At 72.9% G+C, this 17,074-nt stretch carries 13 protein-coding genes and 1 pseudogene; 2 read left to right on the forward strand and 12 right to left on the reverse strand.

The window, feature by feature from the left end:
* Positions 1-2: 2 nt before the first annotated feature.
* The 5 genes from murJ to recN form a co-directional block, all read right to left on the reverse strand.
* On the reverse strand, positions 3-1,658 hold the full coding sequence (gene murJ, locus Vgi01_RS27825; RefSeq protein ID WP_204293037.1) for a murein biosynthesis integral membrane protein MurJ: 1,656 nt from the start codon (positions 1,656-1,658) through the stop codon (positions 3-5).
* 1 nt (position 1,659) lies between these two features.
* Positions 1,660-2,517 carry a hypothetical protein gene (locus Vgi01_RS27830; RefSeq protein ID WP_204293045.1) on the reverse strand — a complete coding sequence of 286 codons (858 nt, stop codon included), beginning with the start codon at positions 2,515-2,517 and terminating at the stop codon, positions 1,660-1,662.
* A gap of 94 nt (positions 2,518-2,611) precedes the next feature.
* The gene (locus tag Vgi01_RS27835) at positions 2,612-3,553 is read right to left on the reverse strand and encodes a copper transporter (protein ID WP_102659702.1); all 942 of its coding nucleotides are present in this window, start codon (positions 3,551-3,553) and stop codon (positions 2,612-2,614) included.
* A gap of 28 nt (positions 3,554-3,581) precedes the next feature.
* Complete coding sequence (gene steA, locus Vgi01_RS27840; protein WP_102659715.1) at positions 3,582-4,760, reverse strand: putative cytokinetic ring protein SteA; 1,179 nt, start codon at positions 4,758-4,760, stop codon at positions 3,582-3,584.
* Positions 4,761-4,878: 118 nt separating this feature from the next.
* Positions 4,879-6,636, reverse strand: a complete 1,758-nt coding sequence (recN, locus tag Vgi01_RS27845) for a DNA repair protein RecN (RefSeq protein WP_204293038.1) — start codon at positions 6,634-6,636, stop codon at positions 4,879-4,881.
* Between the two features lie 91 nt (positions 6,637-6,727).
* Between recN and Vgi01_RS27850 the strand changes: the two genes are divergently transcribed.
* Positions 6,728-7,708, forward strand: a complete 981-nt coding sequence (locus Vgi01_RS27850; RefSeq protein ID WP_204293039.1) for a helix-turn-helix domain-containing protein — start codon at positions 6,728-6,730, stop codon at positions 7,706-7,708.
* Between the two features lie 56 nt (positions 7,709-7,764).
* Here Vgi01_RS27850 and Vgi01_RS27855 read toward each other — a convergent pair whose 3' ends face one another.
* The 5 genes from Vgi01_RS27855 to Vgi01_RS27875 form a co-directional block, all read right to left on the reverse strand.
* The gene (locus Vgi01_RS27855) at positions 7,765-11,484 is read right to left on the reverse strand and encodes a S8 family serine peptidase (protein WP_204293040.1); all 3,720 of its coding nucleotides are present in this window, start codon (positions 11,482-11,484) and stop codon (positions 7,765-7,767) included.
* 196 nt (positions 11,485-11,680) lie between these two features.
* On the reverse strand, positions 11,681-12,565 hold the full coding sequence (locus Vgi01_RS27860; RefSeq protein WP_204293041.1) for an NAD kinase: 885 nt from the start codon (positions 12,563-12,565) through the stop codon (positions 11,681-11,683).
* 85 nt (positions 12,566-12,650) lie between these two features.
* Positions 12,651-13,505 carry a TlyA family RNA methyltransferase gene (locus Vgi01_RS27865; RefSeq protein ID WP_102659707.1) on the reverse strand — a complete coding sequence of 285 codons (855 nt, stop codon included), beginning with the start codon at positions 13,503-13,505 and terminating at the stop codon, positions 12,651-12,653.
* 15 nt (positions 13,506-13,520) lie between these two features.
* Positions 13,521-13,736 (reverse strand): hypothetical protein, encoded by a 216-nt coding sequence (locus Vgi01_RS27870; RefSeq protein ID WP_013732850.1) that lies wholly within the window; start codon positions 13,734-13,736, stop codon positions 13,521-13,523.
* Positions 13,733-14,365, reverse strand: a complete 633-nt coding sequence (locus tag Vgi01_RS27875; RefSeq protein WP_204293042.1) for a hypothetical protein — start codon at positions 14,363-14,365, stop codon at positions 13,733-13,735. The genes Vgi01_RS27870 and Vgi01_RS27875 overlap by 4 nt, the downstream gene beginning before the upstream one ends.
* A gap of 111 nt (positions 14,366-14,476) precedes the next feature.
* Here Vgi01_RS27875 and Vgi01_RS27880 point away from each other — a divergent pair, with 111 nt between their 5' ends.
* On the forward strand, positions 14,477-14,815 hold the full coding sequence (locus Vgi01_RS27880) for an SCP2 sterol-binding domain-containing protein (protein ID WP_043723725.1): 339 nt from the start codon (positions 14,477-14,479) through the stop codon (positions 14,813-14,815).
* A gap of 6 nt (positions 14,816-14,821) precedes the next feature.
* On the opposite strand, the gene Vgi01_RS27885 is transcribed toward Vgi01_RS27880, so the two are convergent.
* Both Vgi01_RS27885 and Vgi01_RS27890 read right to left on the reverse strand, forming a co-directional pair.
* On the reverse strand, positions 14,822-15,841 hold the full coding sequence (locus Vgi01_RS27885; RefSeq protein WP_204293043.1) for an HAD-IIA family hydrolase: 1,020 nt from the start codon (positions 15,839-15,841) through the stop codon (positions 14,822-14,824).
* Positions 15,842-16,092: 251 nt separating this feature from the next.
* Positions 16,093-16,926 (reverse strand): annotated as a pseudogene (locus Vgi01_RS27890) (Replicase polyprotein 1ab); the annotation flags it as partial.
* Positions 16,927-17,074: the final 148 nt, after the last annotated feature.

The following is a 17,074-nucleotide window of genomic DNA, read 5'->3' on the forward strand; positions in this document are numbered from 1 at the left end:
GATCACCCCTTCCCGTCGGCCTGCTCCGGGCGGTTCCCGTCCGCCTGCCTACCCCGTACGCGGGCCGGCAGCCGTCGGCGCAGCCCGGCCAGCACCGGACGCACGTCGCGTCGGTCGACCAACCAGACCACGGCGAGGAACACGACACCGACCAAGGCTCCGGACAGCATGCCCTGCCCGAGGGCCACCCACCGCGTCGGGGTGCCGTCGGCGTCCGCGAGCAGCCGCAGCAGGCCCAGCGCGGCCAGCGCCCCTGCGGTGGCGCCCAGCAGTCCCGCGCCGGCGGCCCGGGCGGCACCGGCCAGCGCCACCGGCCCGGCGGCACGCCGCACGGCGACCAGCAGCAGCCCGCCGAGCAGCAGCATGCCCACCGAGTTGGCCAGCGCTGCGGAGAGCACCCGGTCGGCCACCGGCAGCAGCGTCGACAGCGGCAGCAGGGCCAGCGGGACGACAAGCCATCCGGCGGTGATGGCGGCGGTGGCCGCGCGGGTCGCGCCCCGGGCGTACAGGGCCCGGGAGAGCACCGCGAACAGCCCGTACCCGAGCAGCCCGGGCGCGTACCCGGCGATGGCGTCGGCGGTGGCGTCGGCGTTGAGGGGGAAGAACCGCCCGATCGGCCCGGCCGTGCCGACGAGCACGGCGGCGCCGAGGAAGCTGAGCAGCAGCACCCCGCGCAGGGTGGCGGCCAGGGTGTCGCGGTAGGTCTGCTCGTCGCCGCCGGCGCAGGCCGCGGCGAGGGTGGGGTACGCGGCGGTGGCCAGCGGCACCGCCAGCACCGCCCAGGGCAGCAGGTAGATGGTCTGGGCGAGGTTGAACACCTGCGGCGCCTCGGTGAGCCCACCGGCGACCCGGAAGAGGATCACCGCCAGGGCGACCTGTTGGGCGGTGACGGTCACGACCCCGGCCACGGCCAGCCCGCCGACCCGGGCCCGGGCGTCGGCGGTGAAGGTGTACCCGAGGCGGGGCCGCAGCCGCAGCCGGCGGATCGGGATCAGCAGCGACAGCGACAACACCGCCACGCCGAGGGTGGTGCCCGCCGACAGGATCAGCTCCGCGCCGCGGCCGGCCTGCGCCACGCTCGCCCCGGGCCCGGCGACACCGCCGAAGACCAGGTACACGACGATCACGGTGAGGCTGGACAGCAGCGGCGCGATCACCGGCCAGGCGAAGCGGCGGTGCGCCTGCAGCACACCGCTGAGCACGATGCCGATGCCGTACAGCGGCAGCTGCGGCGCGAAGACCCGCAACATCCGGGCCCCGGCGGCGAGTTCCTCCGGTGAGCGGTTTTCCAGCAGGTTGATCAGCGGGCCGGCGCCCAGCGCCAGCAGCACCGCCAACGGCACCAGCAGGGTCACCGTCCAGGTCAGCAGGGCACCGGTGGTGGCCGCCACCGCCCGCCGGTCACCGGCGGCGACCGCACCGGCGAGCAGCGGCACGACCAGGCTGGCCAGCGCCCCACCGGCGACGATCTCGAAGATGATGTTGGGTGCGGTGTTGGCCAGCACGTACATCGCACCCAGGTCGCTGTCCTGGACCACCCAGGTGAACACGGCCGTACGCCCGAACCCGGCCACCCGGCTGAGCACGGTGAGTACGGCGATGAGCGCGGCAGCCGAGGCCACCCGGCCGGCGCCGGCGAGGGGGGCCGGTCTGGTCACGTCAGTCGGGGCGGCGGCCCAGCGCGTCGAGTTCACGTAGTCCCGGCGTACTCGCGATGACCTTCGTGAAGCTGACCTTCTCGCTGGCGGCGGTGAGTCCGGCGAGCACCGCGAGCAGGGCGGCCCGGCCGGCCGGGCCGGTGCGGGCGGCCAGCGCCACGCCGAGCACCGCGCCGAGGGCGTTGGCGCCGCTGTCGCCGAGCATCACGTCCTCGTCCAGGTCGGCGGGGAGCAGCCCGGCGGCGGCACCGATCGCACCGGCGGCGATCCCGCCCTGCCGGCCCGCGGTCAACGGTGTGCCGAGCAGCAGGCCGGACTTCAACGCCCGCCCGGGCCGCAGGTCCAGCAGGTTGAGCAGGTTCGCGGTCCCGGCGATCACACCCGCGCCGAGCAGCACGTCGACGCCACGGCCCAGCGGACCCTGCCGCGCTCGCCGCCGGTGCCCGGCCACGCCCTGGTCGGCGGCGAGCAGCGTCGCGGCGCCGAGACCGGCCGCACCCACCCCGACGATCTTGACCAGGCCGGCGGTGACCCGGCCCTGCCGCAGCGCGGCGAGGTGCCCCGCGAAGCCCTTGTACGCCTTCTGTTCCGGCCGGGCGCCGACCACGTCGTCGTACAGGCCGACGGCACCGGCGCCGATCCCGGCCAGCAGGGTCGCCGCGCCGGCGGGCACGCTCGCCGCCCCGCAGGCCGCCGCGCCGCTGGCGCCCGCGGCGAGCGCCGGCCCGGCCGCCAGGGTGACGGTACGGCCACGGAAGTTGGTCCGCTCAAGCCCGGCCCCGGCCGGGGAGGTGCGCACCTGACGCAGCGCGTACCGGGCGGCAGCCGCCCCGATGCCCGCCGCCAGCAGTCCCCGCACGATCGTCACGCCGCCGCCTCGCTCCGCACGCTCACACGGCCCTCCTGCCAGTCGGCGGACATCGTCGAATTCGGTGCACCGGGTGCACCGGCGCTCACTGGGGCAGTTTAGGCAGCAGCGACGCGGCGTTGTCACCCACGCCGTACTGACCGGCCTTGCGCTCGGTGAGCTGCTGCACCAGGGCCAGCGTGGTGACCAGTTGCCCCTGCACGGTGTTGGCGTTGTCGATGGTCGAGATGGTCTGCGCGAGCACGGCGTCGCCGCGGACGAAAGCCACCAGGTTGCCGTTGGCGGAGCCGTTGCCGGCCACCACGATGCCCCCGGTCCGGTCGAACTGCTCGGCGATCTTGACGACCGATTCGTCCTTCTTGGCGGAGTCCTTGTCCACGTACGGCAGCCCGCTGACCACCACCACCGCCTCGGCCGCCGTGGTGATCCGGTCGGCGGCGCTCAGATAGCTGGCGTTGCTGTACGCGGCCAGCACGGCCCGCCGGTCGGCCTCGGTGACCGGTTCCGACCCGGCCGGCTGGTCCAGCAGCACGGTGGCCAACAGGGCGCTGGAGGTCTCCACCCCGTGGCCGTTGCCGGGCAGGTTGGCCGTCGGCGCCCCGGTCGGCCGCGCCGCGGTGACCGCCAACTCCAGCAGGTTGTTGTTGTTCTCCGGGTTGATGAACTTGTCCTGCAGATCGATGCGGCCGGTGAGGTCGGCGCCCGCCAGCTGCAACATCTTGATCACGCCTTCGGCGTGGTCACGGCCGGTCGGCGTGGTCAGCACCAGCACCCGCTTGCCGGTCAGCTTGCCCGGCAGCGTGATCTGCGCCATCTCGGCGGCGAACTCCTCCTCCAGCTCCAGTTCCCGTTCCATGCTCTGGACCGTCTGGCGCATCTGCTGGTTGGCCTTGCTCAGCGCGTCGACGTGTTCCTTGAGCGAATCGGCCACCGGGCCGTTGAGCGCGGCGGTGCCGACCACCAGGCCGATCGCCAGTGCCAGGAAGACCGCGGTCAGGGAAACCACGTGGTAGCGAAAATTGATCACGCTTGCAGCCTCTTGAATCGGTCGGGGGCTAGAAGAGCTGGCCGAGCTGGAACACGAAATTGTCCCACCACTCGGAGACCACACCCAGGTACGCCTTACCAACGGTGGAGACGGCCACCGCCGATGCCATGGCCGCGACCGCCGAGAGCACCAGCAGCAGCAGGGAGGAACCGGAGATGCCCTGCCGGTAGAGCCGGCTGACGCCCTTGGCGTCGACCAGCTTCCCACCGACCTTGAGCCGGGTGAGGAACGTCGAGGCCATGCCGCCGCGGCCCTTGTCGAGGAACTCGACAAGGGTGGCGTGGGTGCCGACCGCCACGATCAGCGACGCGCCCTTCTCGTCGGCCAGCAGCATGGCCAGATCCTCGCTGGTGGCCGCGGCGGGGAAGGTCACCGCCGACACCCCCAGGCCGTTGACCCGGGGCAGGCCGGGCGCCCGCCCGTCCGGGTAGGCGTGCACGATCACCTCGGCGCCGCAGCGCAGCACGTCATCGGTGACCGAGTCCATGTCACCGATGATCATGTCGGGTGTGTAGCCGGCCTCGACCAGCGCGTCGGCGCCACCGTCGACGCCGATGAGCACCGGCTTGAACTCGCGGATGTAGGGGCGCAGCACGTCCAGGTCGGCTTTGTAGTCGTAACCCCGGACCACGATCAGGCAGTGCCGGCCCTGGACCTCGGTGACGATGTCCGGCACGCCGACACCGTCGAGCAGCAGGTCACGCTCCTGCTTGAGGTAGTCCATGGTGTTGGCGGCGAACGCCTCCAACTGCACCGACAGGCCCTCCCGGGCATCCGTCATCGCCTTGGCCACGCTCTCGGCGTCCTGCAGGCTGCCGTGCGCCACCGGGTCGTCGTTCAAAAAGACGGTGTTGCCGTCGATCCGCACGGTGTCGCCCTCGCGGATCCGTTCGAAGATGCCCTCGCCCAGGTCGTCGAGCAGCGGGATGCCGTTTGCGACCAGCACCTCCGGCCCGAGGTTCGGGTACCGGCCGGAGACCGACGGCTTGGCGTTGAGCACCGCACCGACACCGACCGCGACCAGCGAGTCGGCGGCGACCCGGTCCAGGTCGACATGGTCGATGACCGCGATGTCACCCGGGCGGAGCCGCCCGACCAGGCGTTTCGTCCGGCGGTCAAGGCGTGCGGTGCCGAGGATCTGTCCCGGTTCCGCGTTCCGGGCCCGGCGCAACGTGGGTAGACGCATCGTGACCATCCTGGCATGTGAGGCAGGCGAATCTGTCGCGACATGCCTGAGCAGGGCCGCCTACCCAGGGAAGCACATACCGGCGAAGGCCGGTGTGCCTCCGCTCACAATGATGGTCTCACGACCGCCTTTCCCGGGCCGCCACGGCCAGCAACTCCTCCGCGTGAGCGATACCCAGATCCGAGTCCGGCAAACCCGCCAACATCCGGGCCAGCTCCCGCGCCCGCTCGGTGTCCTCCACCACCCGCACCCCACTGGTGGTCACCGCACCACCGGTGTCCTTCGCCACCACCAGATGCCGGTCGGCGAACGCCGCCACCTGCGGCAGATGGGTCACCACCAACACCTGGTGACTGCGGGCCAACCGGGCCAGCCGCCGCCCGATCTCCACCGCCGCCTGACCACCGACCCCCGCGTCGACCTCGTCGAACACCAACGTGGGCGGGCCACCGGAACCGGCGAAGACGACCTCGATGGCCAACATCACCCGCGACAGCTCACCACCGGAGGCACCCCGCTGCAACGGCAACGACGGCGCACCCGGATGCGCCAGCAACCGCAACTCCACCTCGTCGCCACCGTCCGGCCCGACACCGACCTCCACCCCGTTGACCGGCAACGTGGGCTCGGACCGACCCGCCGGTCGGGGCAGCACCGCCACCTCCACCCGGGCGTGCGGCATGGCCAGCCCGGCCAACTCCGCAGTGACCTGGTCGGCGAACCGGGCCGCCGCCTCCTGTCGGGACACCGACAACCGCCCGGCCAGCTCGGCCACCTCACCGGCCAGCCGCGACGCCTCCCGGTCCAACTCGTCGAGCAACTCATCCGAGGTGTCCAGCTCCGACAACCGGGCACCGGCGCGCTGCGCCCAGGCGATCACCCCGTCGACGTCGTCGGCGTACTTGCGGGTCAACGCCCGCAACGCCGCCCGACGCTCGTAGATGGCCTGCAACCGGGCCGGATCGGCATCCAGGCCGGCCAGATACGTCGACAGTTCCACCGACACGTCGGCGACCAGGGTCGCGGCCTCCTCCAGCCGCGCCGCCAACTCACCGAGAAGCGGATCCGTGCCGGCCTGCGCCTCCAACGTCCGCCGGGCGGTGCCCAGCAGCGTCGACACGTCCGGCGTGTCGTCGGTGGCCTCCAGACCACCGGCCACGCACTGGTGCGCCAGCTGCGCCGCAGCACGCAGACCCTCGGCATGCTCCAGCCGCTGCACCTCGGCCTTCAGCTCGTCGTCCTCACCCGGCTGCGGATCGACCCGGGTGATCTCGTCGAGGCCCAACCGCAGCAGATCCGACTCCTGATGACGCTCCCGCGCGTTGCGCCGCCGGTCGGCCAGGTCGTCGACCACCCGCCGCCACTGCGTGTACGCCTCCCGCGTCGCGTCCAGCAACTTCTCGTGCTCCGGGCCGGCGAACCGGTCCAACGCGGCACGCTGCTCGGCCGGACGCAACAACCGCAGCTGGTCGGACTGGCCGTGCACGGCCACCACCTGCTCGCCCACCTCACCGAGCATCGACACCGGCATGCCCCGCCCGCCCAGATGCGCCCGCGACCGCCCCTCGACGGTGACCGTACGGCTCAACAGCAGCGAACCGTCCTCGTCCGGCTCACCACCGGCGTCGCTGATGCGCGCGTGCACCGTCTCGGCGAACCGCCCGGACAGCCGCAGCCGCCCCTCCACGACCGCCCGACCAGGCTGAGCACGCACCCGCCCCGCGTCGGCCCGGCCACCGAAGAGCAGACCGAGGCCGGTCACCACCATGGTCTTGCCCGCACCGGTCTCGCCGGTGATGACGTTCATCCCGCCGGTCAACGGCAGCGTGGTGTCGTCGATGACGCCCAGTCCGGTGATGCGCAGCTCTTCCAGCACAGCACCCGACAGTAGACGCGGTCCCCGACAGTTGACCAGCCGGCGCGGGCCGCGGCGCGTCCCGACGGCAGGCGTCGTACAGTTCAGCCCCATGTTGGAGGTGATCGGCCTGACCCCGGCCGAGGAGGAGCTCTACCGCTGCCTGGTGCAGCTCACCACGGCCCGCATCGACGAGCTGGCCGAACGGCTGCACCGTCCCCGTACCGACATCGTCACCCACCTCGACGCCCTGCGCGCCAAAGGGCTGGTCCTGCCGGCCGGCCCCGAACCGGACGCGGCGCTGCGCCCCCTCGCGCCGGACGTCCCGCTCGGCGGGGCACTGCTGCGCCAGCAGGAGGCCCTGGAGACGGCCCGCGCCTCGGTCAACCAGCTCACCGAGGAGTACCGGGCCGCGATGCGACGACACGACGCCGCACACCTGGTGGAGGTGATCACCGGGGCGCAGGCGCTGCGCGACCGCCTGCGCGACATGCAGAACGCCGCCCGCTCCGAGGTGCTCTGGTTCTGCCGGGCCAACCCGCTGGCCATGCCCGGCCAGGACAACGTCGAAGAGTTCGACGCCCTCGCCCGCGGCGTCCGCTACCGGGCCATCTACGAACGCGAGATGCTCCTCGAACCCGCCGCGCTGCAAGACGTCGAGCAGGGCGTACGCGCCGGCGAACAGGCCCGCGTCCTCGACCGCCTGCCGGTGCGCCTGGCCATCGTGGACGCACGCACGGCCCTGTGCCCGCTGGTACCCGACCGCAGCAGCGGCGAACCGAGCGCCGCGGTGATCGGCCGCAGCCAGTTACTCGACGCGCTGCTGGCCCTCTTCGAAAGCCACTGGCAGATGGCCACCCCTCTGCGCTCCACCGCACCACCGGCCGACGTCACCGAGGGCTACCGGCCGCAGGCCGACGAGGTGCGGCTGCTGTCCCTGTTCGTGGCCGGGGTACCGGACAAATCCATCGCCTCACAGCTCGGCGTGAGCCGACGAACCGTGCAACGCCGCCTCGCCGACCTGATGGCCGTCGCCGGGGTCGACACCCGACCGGGCCTGGCCTTCCAGGCCGCCCGCCGCGGCTGGATCTGACCCCCGCAGGCTGCGGGCGGGACAGCCACCCGGCCGCCCCGCCCGCAGCCGGCGCCTCAGCGCAGCCCGTACGCGTCGATCACGGTCTGCTCGACACTGTTTCCGGCCCGGTCGCTGGCCTGCACCCGCAGCGACACACTGCCCCGACCGGCCGGCACCGTGGCGGTGTACCGGCCGCCGTGCGCCTTCACCGAAGCCGTACGCCAGCTCCGCCCACCGTCGAAGGACACCTCGACGCGCAGGCTGGTGCCGGTCGGCGCGGGCACCCCGGCCGGATGGCGCAGGGTCAGCCCGAGCTTGTGCGACCGCTTGCCCGGCACCGCACCCTGCAGGTCGGCAGGAACCTGGTAGTCGACCTGCAACAGCGGCAGCGGCGTGGGCCGCTCCCCGGCCGGGCGGGCCGAGGTGAACTGCCACGCCGTCTCGGTACGGGTGGCGTAACGCCACGCCGCCGACGAGCGTCGGGTGGACACGTCCAGCCGGTAGCGGGCCGAACCGGCGGTGGTGGGCACCGGCGCCCACCCGTCGGACAGGTCCGCGATCTGCCGCCCGTCCCGGCTCAGGCGCACCTCGACGGTCGACGGCTCCTCACCGGTGTCGGCTCCAGCGAAGTGACCGTCGGCGTCGACGAACTCGGCCACCTGCAGGTCCAACGTGTCACCGGTACGCGCAGGCACCGACTGGGCACCGGCCGGCACCGCCGGACGGACCACCGGGGCGTGCCAGGTCTCGGTCACCCGGTCGCCGGCGCCGTACCGCCGGGGCTGCTGGCTCAGGCCGTCGGCCAGCGGCCCCCACTGCATGAACATCACCTTGTGCAGCACCCGGTGCTGCCACCAGCTGTCTCCGGCGCTGACGAACTCCTGCCGGGTCGTGCCGTTGCGCACGATCCGCTGGTCGTCGTTCCAGGAGTGCGTCTGCCACGGACGCCAACTGAACCGCTGCTCGGTGGCCCACCCCGCGCCGGTGCCGCCGTAGCTCGCGGTCACCTCGGCGGTGTTCTTCGCCGTCACCGTGTGCACGATCCGCTCCGGCACCCGCCCCGTCGACACCTGCCACACGTCGTAGAGGTACGGGCTGTCCACGGTCAACGTCAGGTCCAGCGTCGTGCGGCCCTTACGCGCCGCCGCGATCAGCCGCTGCCCGTCGTCGTACGCCACCACCAGCGACGGCACCGGCAGCCGGTCCCCCTCCGGACGCCACACCGTCCAGGCGCTGAAATCCGCCGGCCGCACGATCAGCACCGCGGCGGCGCCGGCGGCCGCGGCGGCGGCGACCTGTTCCTCCTCCGATAGGCGCGGGTCGGCGGTGAGCAGCGCGGCCGCACCCCGCACCCGGGTCAACTCGGCGGGCGTGCCGGTGCCGGCGAAGACCAGCGGCAGCTTCCGCCGGCCGGTCGGCGCCGGCGACATACCCATCAGGTTGATGTCCGACGAGCCGGACACCCCGCTGATCTTCGCCTCCACCATCGGCGCGACGAGCTGCCAACGGGAGGCGAACTCGAACTGACCCGTACGCACCGGCCGGGTCGGTGTGACGTTGACCTGCTGCACGGTGCTGAACGCCATCGCCCCGTGGTCGATCTGCCGGCCGTTGCCCAACACCCGGTGCACGTAGTAACTGAGCGACGCCCGCTGCTCGGTCGGCTTCGGCGTCTCGATCCGCACCGGGACACCCTTACGCGCGTCCAGCACCACGCTCATGTCCCGGTCGACGGTCAGCTCCGGCTCGATGACGGAGGTCAGCTGCTCGTCCAGGGGCGCGCCATGCTCGACCATCGCGGTCAGCAGGTACGTGCCCTCCTCGACCAGCAGCGTGTCCGTCCCCGCCCACGGGCCCCAGTAGTCCGACTCGGGCTGCTCACCGAAGACCGTCAGTCCCGGCGACAGGGCCGGCTGACCCTGCCTGTCCAGCACGGTGACGGTGAGCTTGCGCTGCGGACGGGCGACGGTGAAGGCGACCGCCGTACGGGCCACCACCCCGTTCGCGCCGGTCGCCACCAGCCAGCCCCCGTGCGGCCCGGGGGCCAGCTTCGCCGGGTCCACCCGCAGCGACACCGGCACACTGCCACCCGCCGGCACGCTCACCTGACCCGCCGCGACGTCGACCCCACCGGTCACGGCCTTCCCGCTGTCCAGGTGCCGCAGGTCCAGGGCGAGCCGCAGGGTCTGCGCCGCGTCCGTGCCGTTGGTGTACGTGACGCGCCGCTCGACCGCACCGCCACCGATGGCCACCCGACCGACGTCGGCGGTGGCCGAGGCGTACACCCGCTGGCCGAGCGCCCGGGCCACGTCGACGCGGCCACCACCCTGTTCGAAGACCGTCAACCGCGGATTCGCCGTCGTGGTACTGACCAGCGCATCCTTCAGCTTCCCGGCGTTCCAGTCGGGGTGCTGCTGAGCGAGGATCGCCGCCGCACCGGCCACGTGCGGAGCGGCCATCGAGGTGCCGGAGGCGGTCGTGTACGCCTCACCCACCGGCGTACCCATACCGGTGCCGGCGGACCGGGCCGCGACGATACCGACGCCCGGCGCGGTGATCTCCGGCTTCAGACCGTTGTCACCGACGCGCGGCCCGCGGCTGGAGAACCACGCCAACTCGTCGGCGCGGTCCACCGCCCCGACGGTGAGCGCCGCCGTGGCCGCGCCCGGCGAGCCGACGGTACGCGCCTCGCCCGCGTTGCCGGCAGCGACCACGAACAGCGCCCCGGTCTGCGCGCTCAGGTCGTTGAGCGCCTGACTCGTCGGGTCGGTGCCGTCGGTGGCCTCGCCACCGAGACTCATGTTGATCACCTTCGCGCCGGAGTGGGCGGCCCACTCCATGCCCTCGATGACGTCCGAGTCGTAGCCGGAGCCGTTGTCGTCGAGGACCTTGCCGACCAGCAGCCGTGCGCCGGGGGCGACACCCTTGCGCAGACCGTCCGACGCGGCACCGCTGCCGGCGACGATCCCGGCGACGTGCGTGCCGTGACCGTGACCGTCGTGGGCGCTGCCGCTGCGGGAGAAGTCCCGCGCCTGCACGATCCGACCGGCCAGGTCCGGGTGGGTGGCGTCGATGCCGGTGTCCAGCACGGCCACGGTGACACCGCTGCCGTCGCGGCCGGCCGCCCAGGCCGTGGGCGCGCCGATCTGCGGCACACTGTGCTCCAGGGCGGGACGCACCCGCCCGTCCAGCCAGACGCCGGCGATGCCGGCACCCAGCGCCGGGGCGGCGTCGCCCTGACGGGCCGCCGGTGTGCCCGCCAACTGCTTCCACAGGCCACCGACATCGTCCTTGTCGACCCGCACGGCAGCACCGTTGATGCTCGCCAACGGGCGCGCCTCGGCGACGGCGGCCAGCGGCCGCACCCGACCGGACGCCGGCTCCTGGTAGCGCACGATCAGCGGCAGGACACCCTGCGCGTCGTCGCCGTAGCCCTCCTCGACCAACTCCTGCACGTCGAACAGGTCGGCGTCGAGCACGCCACTGGAGACGTACGGCAGGACGTCGCTGGGCATCACCCGCAGCCCGCCGTCCACCTGCAGGGTCTGGAAGATGACCCGTTCCCGGCCGGGGCCGGGACGGACGGTCGCGGCGACCCGACCGGGCGCCGCCGGCACGAGGTCGACCTGGTCACCGGTGATGAGGGTGATCCGGACGGGTCCGGTACCGGGGGCGGTCAGCCCGGGCACCGGGCCGGTGGGGTGAGCGGGCGGGTCGGCGGACACGGGTGTGGCGAGTCCGACGGCCAACGCGCCGACCGCGCCGGCGATCAGCCAGCGTGGGGGCCTGTGCATGCGATGCGCTCCTCTGCTCCGGGGGCCCGATCCATCGAAGATCGATTGCTCGGAGTCTGCGACGCGCCGCATCGCACGGTCACTAGTCGCGGCACGCCGCACCGGCGACATGTCGCCAGGTGGACACCGGACGGACCGCCGGACGGCGGACAGGTGTCCGGCAGGTTACCGCCGGGGCCTCACGAAGCGGGAGCGGTCAGCGACGCGAGCCCCGCCAGCCCTGCACCGGCAGGTCGAACTTGGCCACCAGCCGATCGGTGAACGGCCGATCCCGCAGCCGCACGACCCGCACCGGCAGCGCACCCCGCCGCACGGTGATCCGCGCCCCCGGCGGCACGTCGTAGACGCGCCGACCGTCGCAGGACAACACCGCAAGCGTGGTGTACGGATCAACAGTGATCGAGATGGTCGACGTGGGTGCGGTGACCAGTGGACGACTGAACAGCGCATGCGCACTGATCGGCACCAGCAGCAACGCCTCCACCTCCGGCCAGACCACCGGCCCGCCACCGGAGAACGCGTACGCGGTAGACCCGGTCGGGGTGGCGCAGACCACGCCGTCGCAGCCGTACCGCGACAACGGCCGACCATCCACATCGACCATCAGCTCCAGCATCTGGGCCCGCTCGCCCTTCTCGACACTGATCTCGTTCAACGCCCAGGACTCGATGGTCGGCCCGCCGTCGAACTCGGCCGTGACGTCGACGGTCAGCCGCTCGTCGACGGTGTAGCTGCGGGAGACCACGTCACTGACCGCACTGTCCAGGTCATCGATCTCCGCCTCGGCCAGGAAACCGACCTTGCCGAGGTTGATACCCAGCAACGGCACCTTCGCCGGCCGGGCCAACTCCGCCGCACGCAGGAACGTGCCGTCGCCACCGAGCGCGAAAACGATCTCCGCGCCATCGGCGGCCTGCGGACCGCTGACCGGAATGACCTTGGGCAGGTCCAGATCCTCGGCCTCCTCGGCGACCACCCGCACCTCGAAACCGGCGGCGATCAGGTCGCAGGCCACCGCCCGGGCGTGTTCGGTGCTGCGGCGACGGCCGGTGTGAGTGACCAGCAGAGCGGTCCGGCTCACCGGCCCCACCCTTCGGTCACGGCACCAACCCGCCGACCGGCGAGCGGCCGGTACGGGTGTGCCGTTCGACGCCCACTGTTCGCGCTCACCCTGCGACCTCCTCCGTCGCCGCGCCCGGCACCTCCCCGGACATCGTCGGGCCCTGCGGCCCGGCGGCGACCACCGCCCGGACCCGTTGCGGATCGGCCGGCGGCGCGCCCCGGCGTAACCATACGAAGAACTCGACGTTGCCGCTCGGCCCGGGCAGCGGGCTGGCCGCCACGTCCACCAGACCCAACTGGTGCCCGGCAGCCGCTGCCGCGACATCGAGCACCGCCTCGGCCCGAAGCGCCGGATCCCGCACCACCCCGCCCGCACCGACCCGCTCCTTGCCCACCTCGAACTGCGGCTTGACCATCAGCACGAGGTCCCCGTCGGTGCAGCCCGCCAGCGCCGGCAGCACCAGGCGCAGCGAGATGAACGACAGATCGGCGACGGTCAGCTCGACGGGACCACCGATCACGTCGGTGGTGAGCGTCCGCACGTTGGTGCGCTCGAAGACCCGTACCCGCTCGTCGTTGCGCAGCGACCAGGCGAGCTGCCCGTAGCCGACGTCGACCGCCACCACCTCGGCTGCACCGGCGCGCAGCAGCACATCGGTGAAGCCCCCGGTGGACGCGCCGGCGTCGAGGCAGCGTCGACCGGCCACCGTCAACCCGCCGGGAGTGAACGCGGCGAGCGCCCCGGCCAGTTTGTGGCCGCCCCGGGACACGTACTCCGAGGTGGGATCGTCACCGGTGACCAGCAGCGGATCGGCCGGATCGACCATGGCAGCGGCCTTGTGAGCCCGCACCCCCCGCAACTGGACCCGACCGGCCTCCACCAGAGCGGCTGCCTGCTCCCGCGAACGGGCCAGGCCACGGCGGACGAGTTCGGCGTCCAACCGGTTTCGACGTGCCATTGACCGACGGTCTCCTCAGGCCTGATCGATGGTGGCCAGCGTTTCCCGCAACGTCTGGTACGCGGCCTCGTACTGCGCGATCTGGTCGGCCGGGGCCAGGGCCGCGGCGTTGGCCATCGCCTGGACCGCGGCCTGCACCGCCGGGTGCTCGACGTCGTCGGTGTCCTCCGCGCTGAAGCGACGCGGCGGCGGACCCGGACGTGGCCCCGGCAGCGGCCCCGGCGCACTCATGCCGCGCCGTCCGTGTCCGCTCGACGCGCCGAGCCGGACCCACCAGCTGCCTTCTTGGCCACCGTCTTCTTCGCGACCGTCTTCTTCGCCACGACCTTCGTCGCCGGCCGCTTGGCCACCGCCGCGTCCCCGGCTTCCTCGCCGGAACTCGCGACCGGCTGCGTCGCCACCGCCTTCTTGGCCACCGCCTTCTTCGCGACCGCCTTCTTCGCGACCGCCTTCTTCGCCACGGTCTGCTTGGCCAGGGCCTTGCTGGGCGGAGCCGCCGCAGCGGTCGCAGGCGTACCCACCGACGCACCGTCGCCGGACGACGCCGGACCGCCCGCCCCGCCGGCCGTCCGCAGCCGGCGCTCCAACTCCCGCACCCGGCGCTCCAACTCGGCCACCTCGTCGGCGCTGGCCAACCCCACTGCACCGAGCGCCCGCTCGACCTCGAACCGCACCAGCTTGGTCAGCGACTCCCGGTTCGCCGCTCCGGTCGCACGGAGTTCGTCGGCGAGGGCCTGGAGCTGAGCGGCGGTCGCGCCGGTCGAGCCCATCGCCCGACGCACCGCGTCCTGCGCCTTCTTCCGAGGCGCCTCCGTCAAGCCCATGGCCAGTTCGAGGTAGGCGCGCCACGCGTCCTGCATGCCTGATTCCTTCCACCCGGCGGGTCTGCAGGTGTCACGCTACCGGGCCACCCGGACCACCCCGTGCGGTACGGTGCCCGGGGGATGACGTGGTGTGGTGAGGAGGCGATGGTGGCCACGGTGGACGAGTGCCGGCAGGCGTTGCAGGATCTGGCCGCCCGGCTGGAGAGCAACGCGCAGACCGTCCGTGAGCGGGTCGACCTGGATCGCACCCTGGCCTGCCGGATCACCGACCTGGAGACCGCCTTCCACGGCCGGATCAGCGACGGACGGCTGATCGACCTCGCCGACGGCGACGACCCCAAAGCCAAGATCGCCTTGAGTACGACAAGCGACGACCTGGTCGCTCTGGTCCGCGGCGAACTCGACGTCACCCGCGCGGTGGCCAACCGCCGGGTGTCGATCAAGGCGAACCCGTTCGACCTGATGAAGCTCCGCAAGCTGCTCTGAGCGCGGTCAGGAGGTCAGGCCGAGAGCATCCAACGCCTGCGCCGCCTCCGCCGACGCCGCCCGGGGTACACCGGTCGGCCGATGCCACCAGGCCACCGCGCAGAGCGCCGCAAGCGCGTCCAGGGGACGCCCGGCACCGGCCAACTCCCAGCCGTCGGCGCCGGTGACCACGTGCCAGCCGCCGACGTCACCCGCCGGCGCCGGCACCCGCACCACCTCCGCCGGGTCGAAGAGCCCGGCCAGATTCCAGCCGACGTACGTGGGACGCCGATCCGACGGCGCAGCAAGCAACTCCGGCACGTCACTGACACCGGTCAGCACCAGCAGACTGTCCAGCCCGGCCCGGTTGGCGCCCTCGATGTCGGTGTCCAACCGGTCACCGACCACCAGGGTCCGCCCCTCACCGGCGCGACGCGCGGCGGTGGCGAACAACTCCGGTGCGGGCTTGCCCACCACCTCGTCCGGCTCCCGCCCGAGCGCCGTGGCCAACGCGGCCACCAACGCACCGTTGCCGGGCAGCGGTCCCCGACCACTGGGCAGCGTCCGGTCGGTGTTCGTCGCGATCCAGGACGCACCCTGCCGCACGGCCACCGCCGCCTCGGCCAGGTCAGCCCAACCCACCTGCGGACCGTAGCCCTGAATCACCGCCACCGGCGAGTCCTCGGCCCGCGACACCGGCTTCAACCCGACCGCAGCGACCTCGGAACGCAGCGCCTCCGCACCGACCACCAGCACGGGCGCCCCGGCGGGCAGCCGCTCACCCAGCAGTTGGGCGGCGGCCCCGGCGCTGGTCAGCACCTCGTCCGACCGGGCCTGCACACCCATTCCGGTGAGCAGGTCGGCGACGTCGGCCGCGCGACGCGACGCGTTGTTCGTCGCGTACGCCACGGCCCGACCCTCGTCGTGCAGCCGCGCGACGGCCTCGACCGCGCCGGGGATCGGCCGGTCGATCAGGTAGATCACGCCGTCCAGGTCGAAGACGACCAAGGCGTAGCCGTCGACCAGCCGCTCCCCGCCACCGCTCATCGCCGCTGCGTCTCCGACTCCGGCGAGCCACTCTCCTCGGAACGGTCCGCACCGTCGACCGGCGTAACCGTCGGCGGCACCACCGCGTCGTCGTCCCGCTCCTCGTCCGCAGCCTCCCCGGCCACGTCCTCGACCGCGTCGCCCTCGACGACCGCGACGACCGGGCTGTTCTCCACCGCGCTGTCCTCGACCGCGTCGTCCGCGTTCACAGCGTCACCGGGCTCGCCTTCGATGGCGACGGCGACGGTCACGTCCTCGGTCGCGCCGTCCTCGTCGTCGTCCGCGTCGTCGTCGTCCGCGTCGTCGTCGTCCGCGTCGTCGTCGTCCGCGTCGTCGTCGTCCGCGTCGTCGTCACCGGCGCGTTCGGCGAACGCGACAGCTGCCCCGGACACGTCGGTGTCCGGCTGGGCCTCGACGGCTCCGGGCGCACCCGGGCCGGCGACCAGTTCCTCGGCCGCCTCGTCCTCTTCGTCGCCCTCGATGAGCACGCCGTCGAGTTCGAGCAGCCGCTCGGCCGCGTCGGTCTCGGCGTCGGCGTCGACCTCCGCCGCACGGGAGAACCACTCCCGGGCCTCCGCGCGCCGTCCGACGGCCAGCAGAGCATCGGCGTACGCGTACCGCAGTCGCGCCGTCCACGGCTCCGCCGTCTCGGACGTCAGCTCGCGTACCTGGAGCATGGCCACGGCCGCGTCCCGCTGTCCGAGGTCACCTCGGGCACCAGCGGCCACGATCAGCAGTTCGATCGCGACGGCCCGGTCGAGCTTCTCCTGGTCGGCGCCACGGAACAGGTCGATCGCCCGCTCGGGGCGGCCCAGGGCCCGCTCACAGTCGGCGATGACCGCCAGGTGACTCTGCAGACCACTCATCCGGTGGTACGTCCGCAGCTCCGCGATCGCCGTCTGCCACTCGCCAGCGTGGTACGCGGCCAGCCCGACGGCCTCCCGAACCGCGGAGATCCGCGATGCCAGGCGACGCGCGGCCAGGGCATGCGCCAGCGCCAGCTCCGGGTCCTCGTCGATCAGCTGCCCGGTCGCCACGAGGTGGCGCGCTACCGTCTCCGCGACCGGCTTGGCGATCGAGAGCAACTCGGCGCGAACGTCCTTGTCGAGGTCGGTCGCGAGGATCTCGTCGGGCAGCGTCGGAGCCGCCGTGCCGTCGGCCTGCTCCGCTCCGTCCCGCCGAGCACGCGCGTCGTCGCCGCGCCCTCTGTCATCGCGGAAGCCGCCCTCACGG

The sequence above is a fragment of the Micromonospora gifhornensis genome (assembly GCF_016863515.1).
GTDB classification, from domain to species: domain Bacteria; phylum Actinomycetota; class Actinomycetes; order Mycobacteriales; family Micromonosporaceae; genus Micromonospora; species Micromonospora gifhornensis.

Coding starts and splice junctions, on each gene's coding strand:
- Vgi01_RS27865 (WP_102659707.1), bottom strand. CDS start 13,505: ATGGCACGTCGAAACCGGTTGGACGCCGAACTCGTCCGCCGTGGCCTG.
- Vgi01_RS27855 (WP_204293040.1), bottom strand. CDS start 11,484: ATGCACAGGCCCCCACGCTGGCTGATCGCCGGCGCGGTCGGCGCGTTG.
- Vgi01_RS27870 (WP_013732850.1), bottom strand. CDS start 13,736: ATGAGTGCGCCGGGGCCGCTGCCGGGGCCACGTCCGGGTCCGCCGCCG.
- Vgi01_RS27850 (WP_204293039.1), top strand. CDS start 6,728: ATGTTGGAGGTGATCGGCCTGACCCCGGCCGAGGAGGAGCTCTACCGC.
- Vgi01_RS27875 (WP_204293042.1), bottom strand. CDS start 14,365: ATGCAGGACGCGTGGCGCGCCTACCTCGAACTGGCCATGGGCTTGACG.
- steA (WP_102659715.1), bottom strand. CDS start 4,760: ATGCGTCTACCCACGTTGCGCCGGGCCCGGAACGCGGAACCGGGACAG.
- Vgi01_RS27885 (WP_204293043.1), bottom strand. CDS start 15,841: ATGAGCGGTGGCGGGGAGCGGCTGGTCGACGGCTACGCCTTGGTCGTC.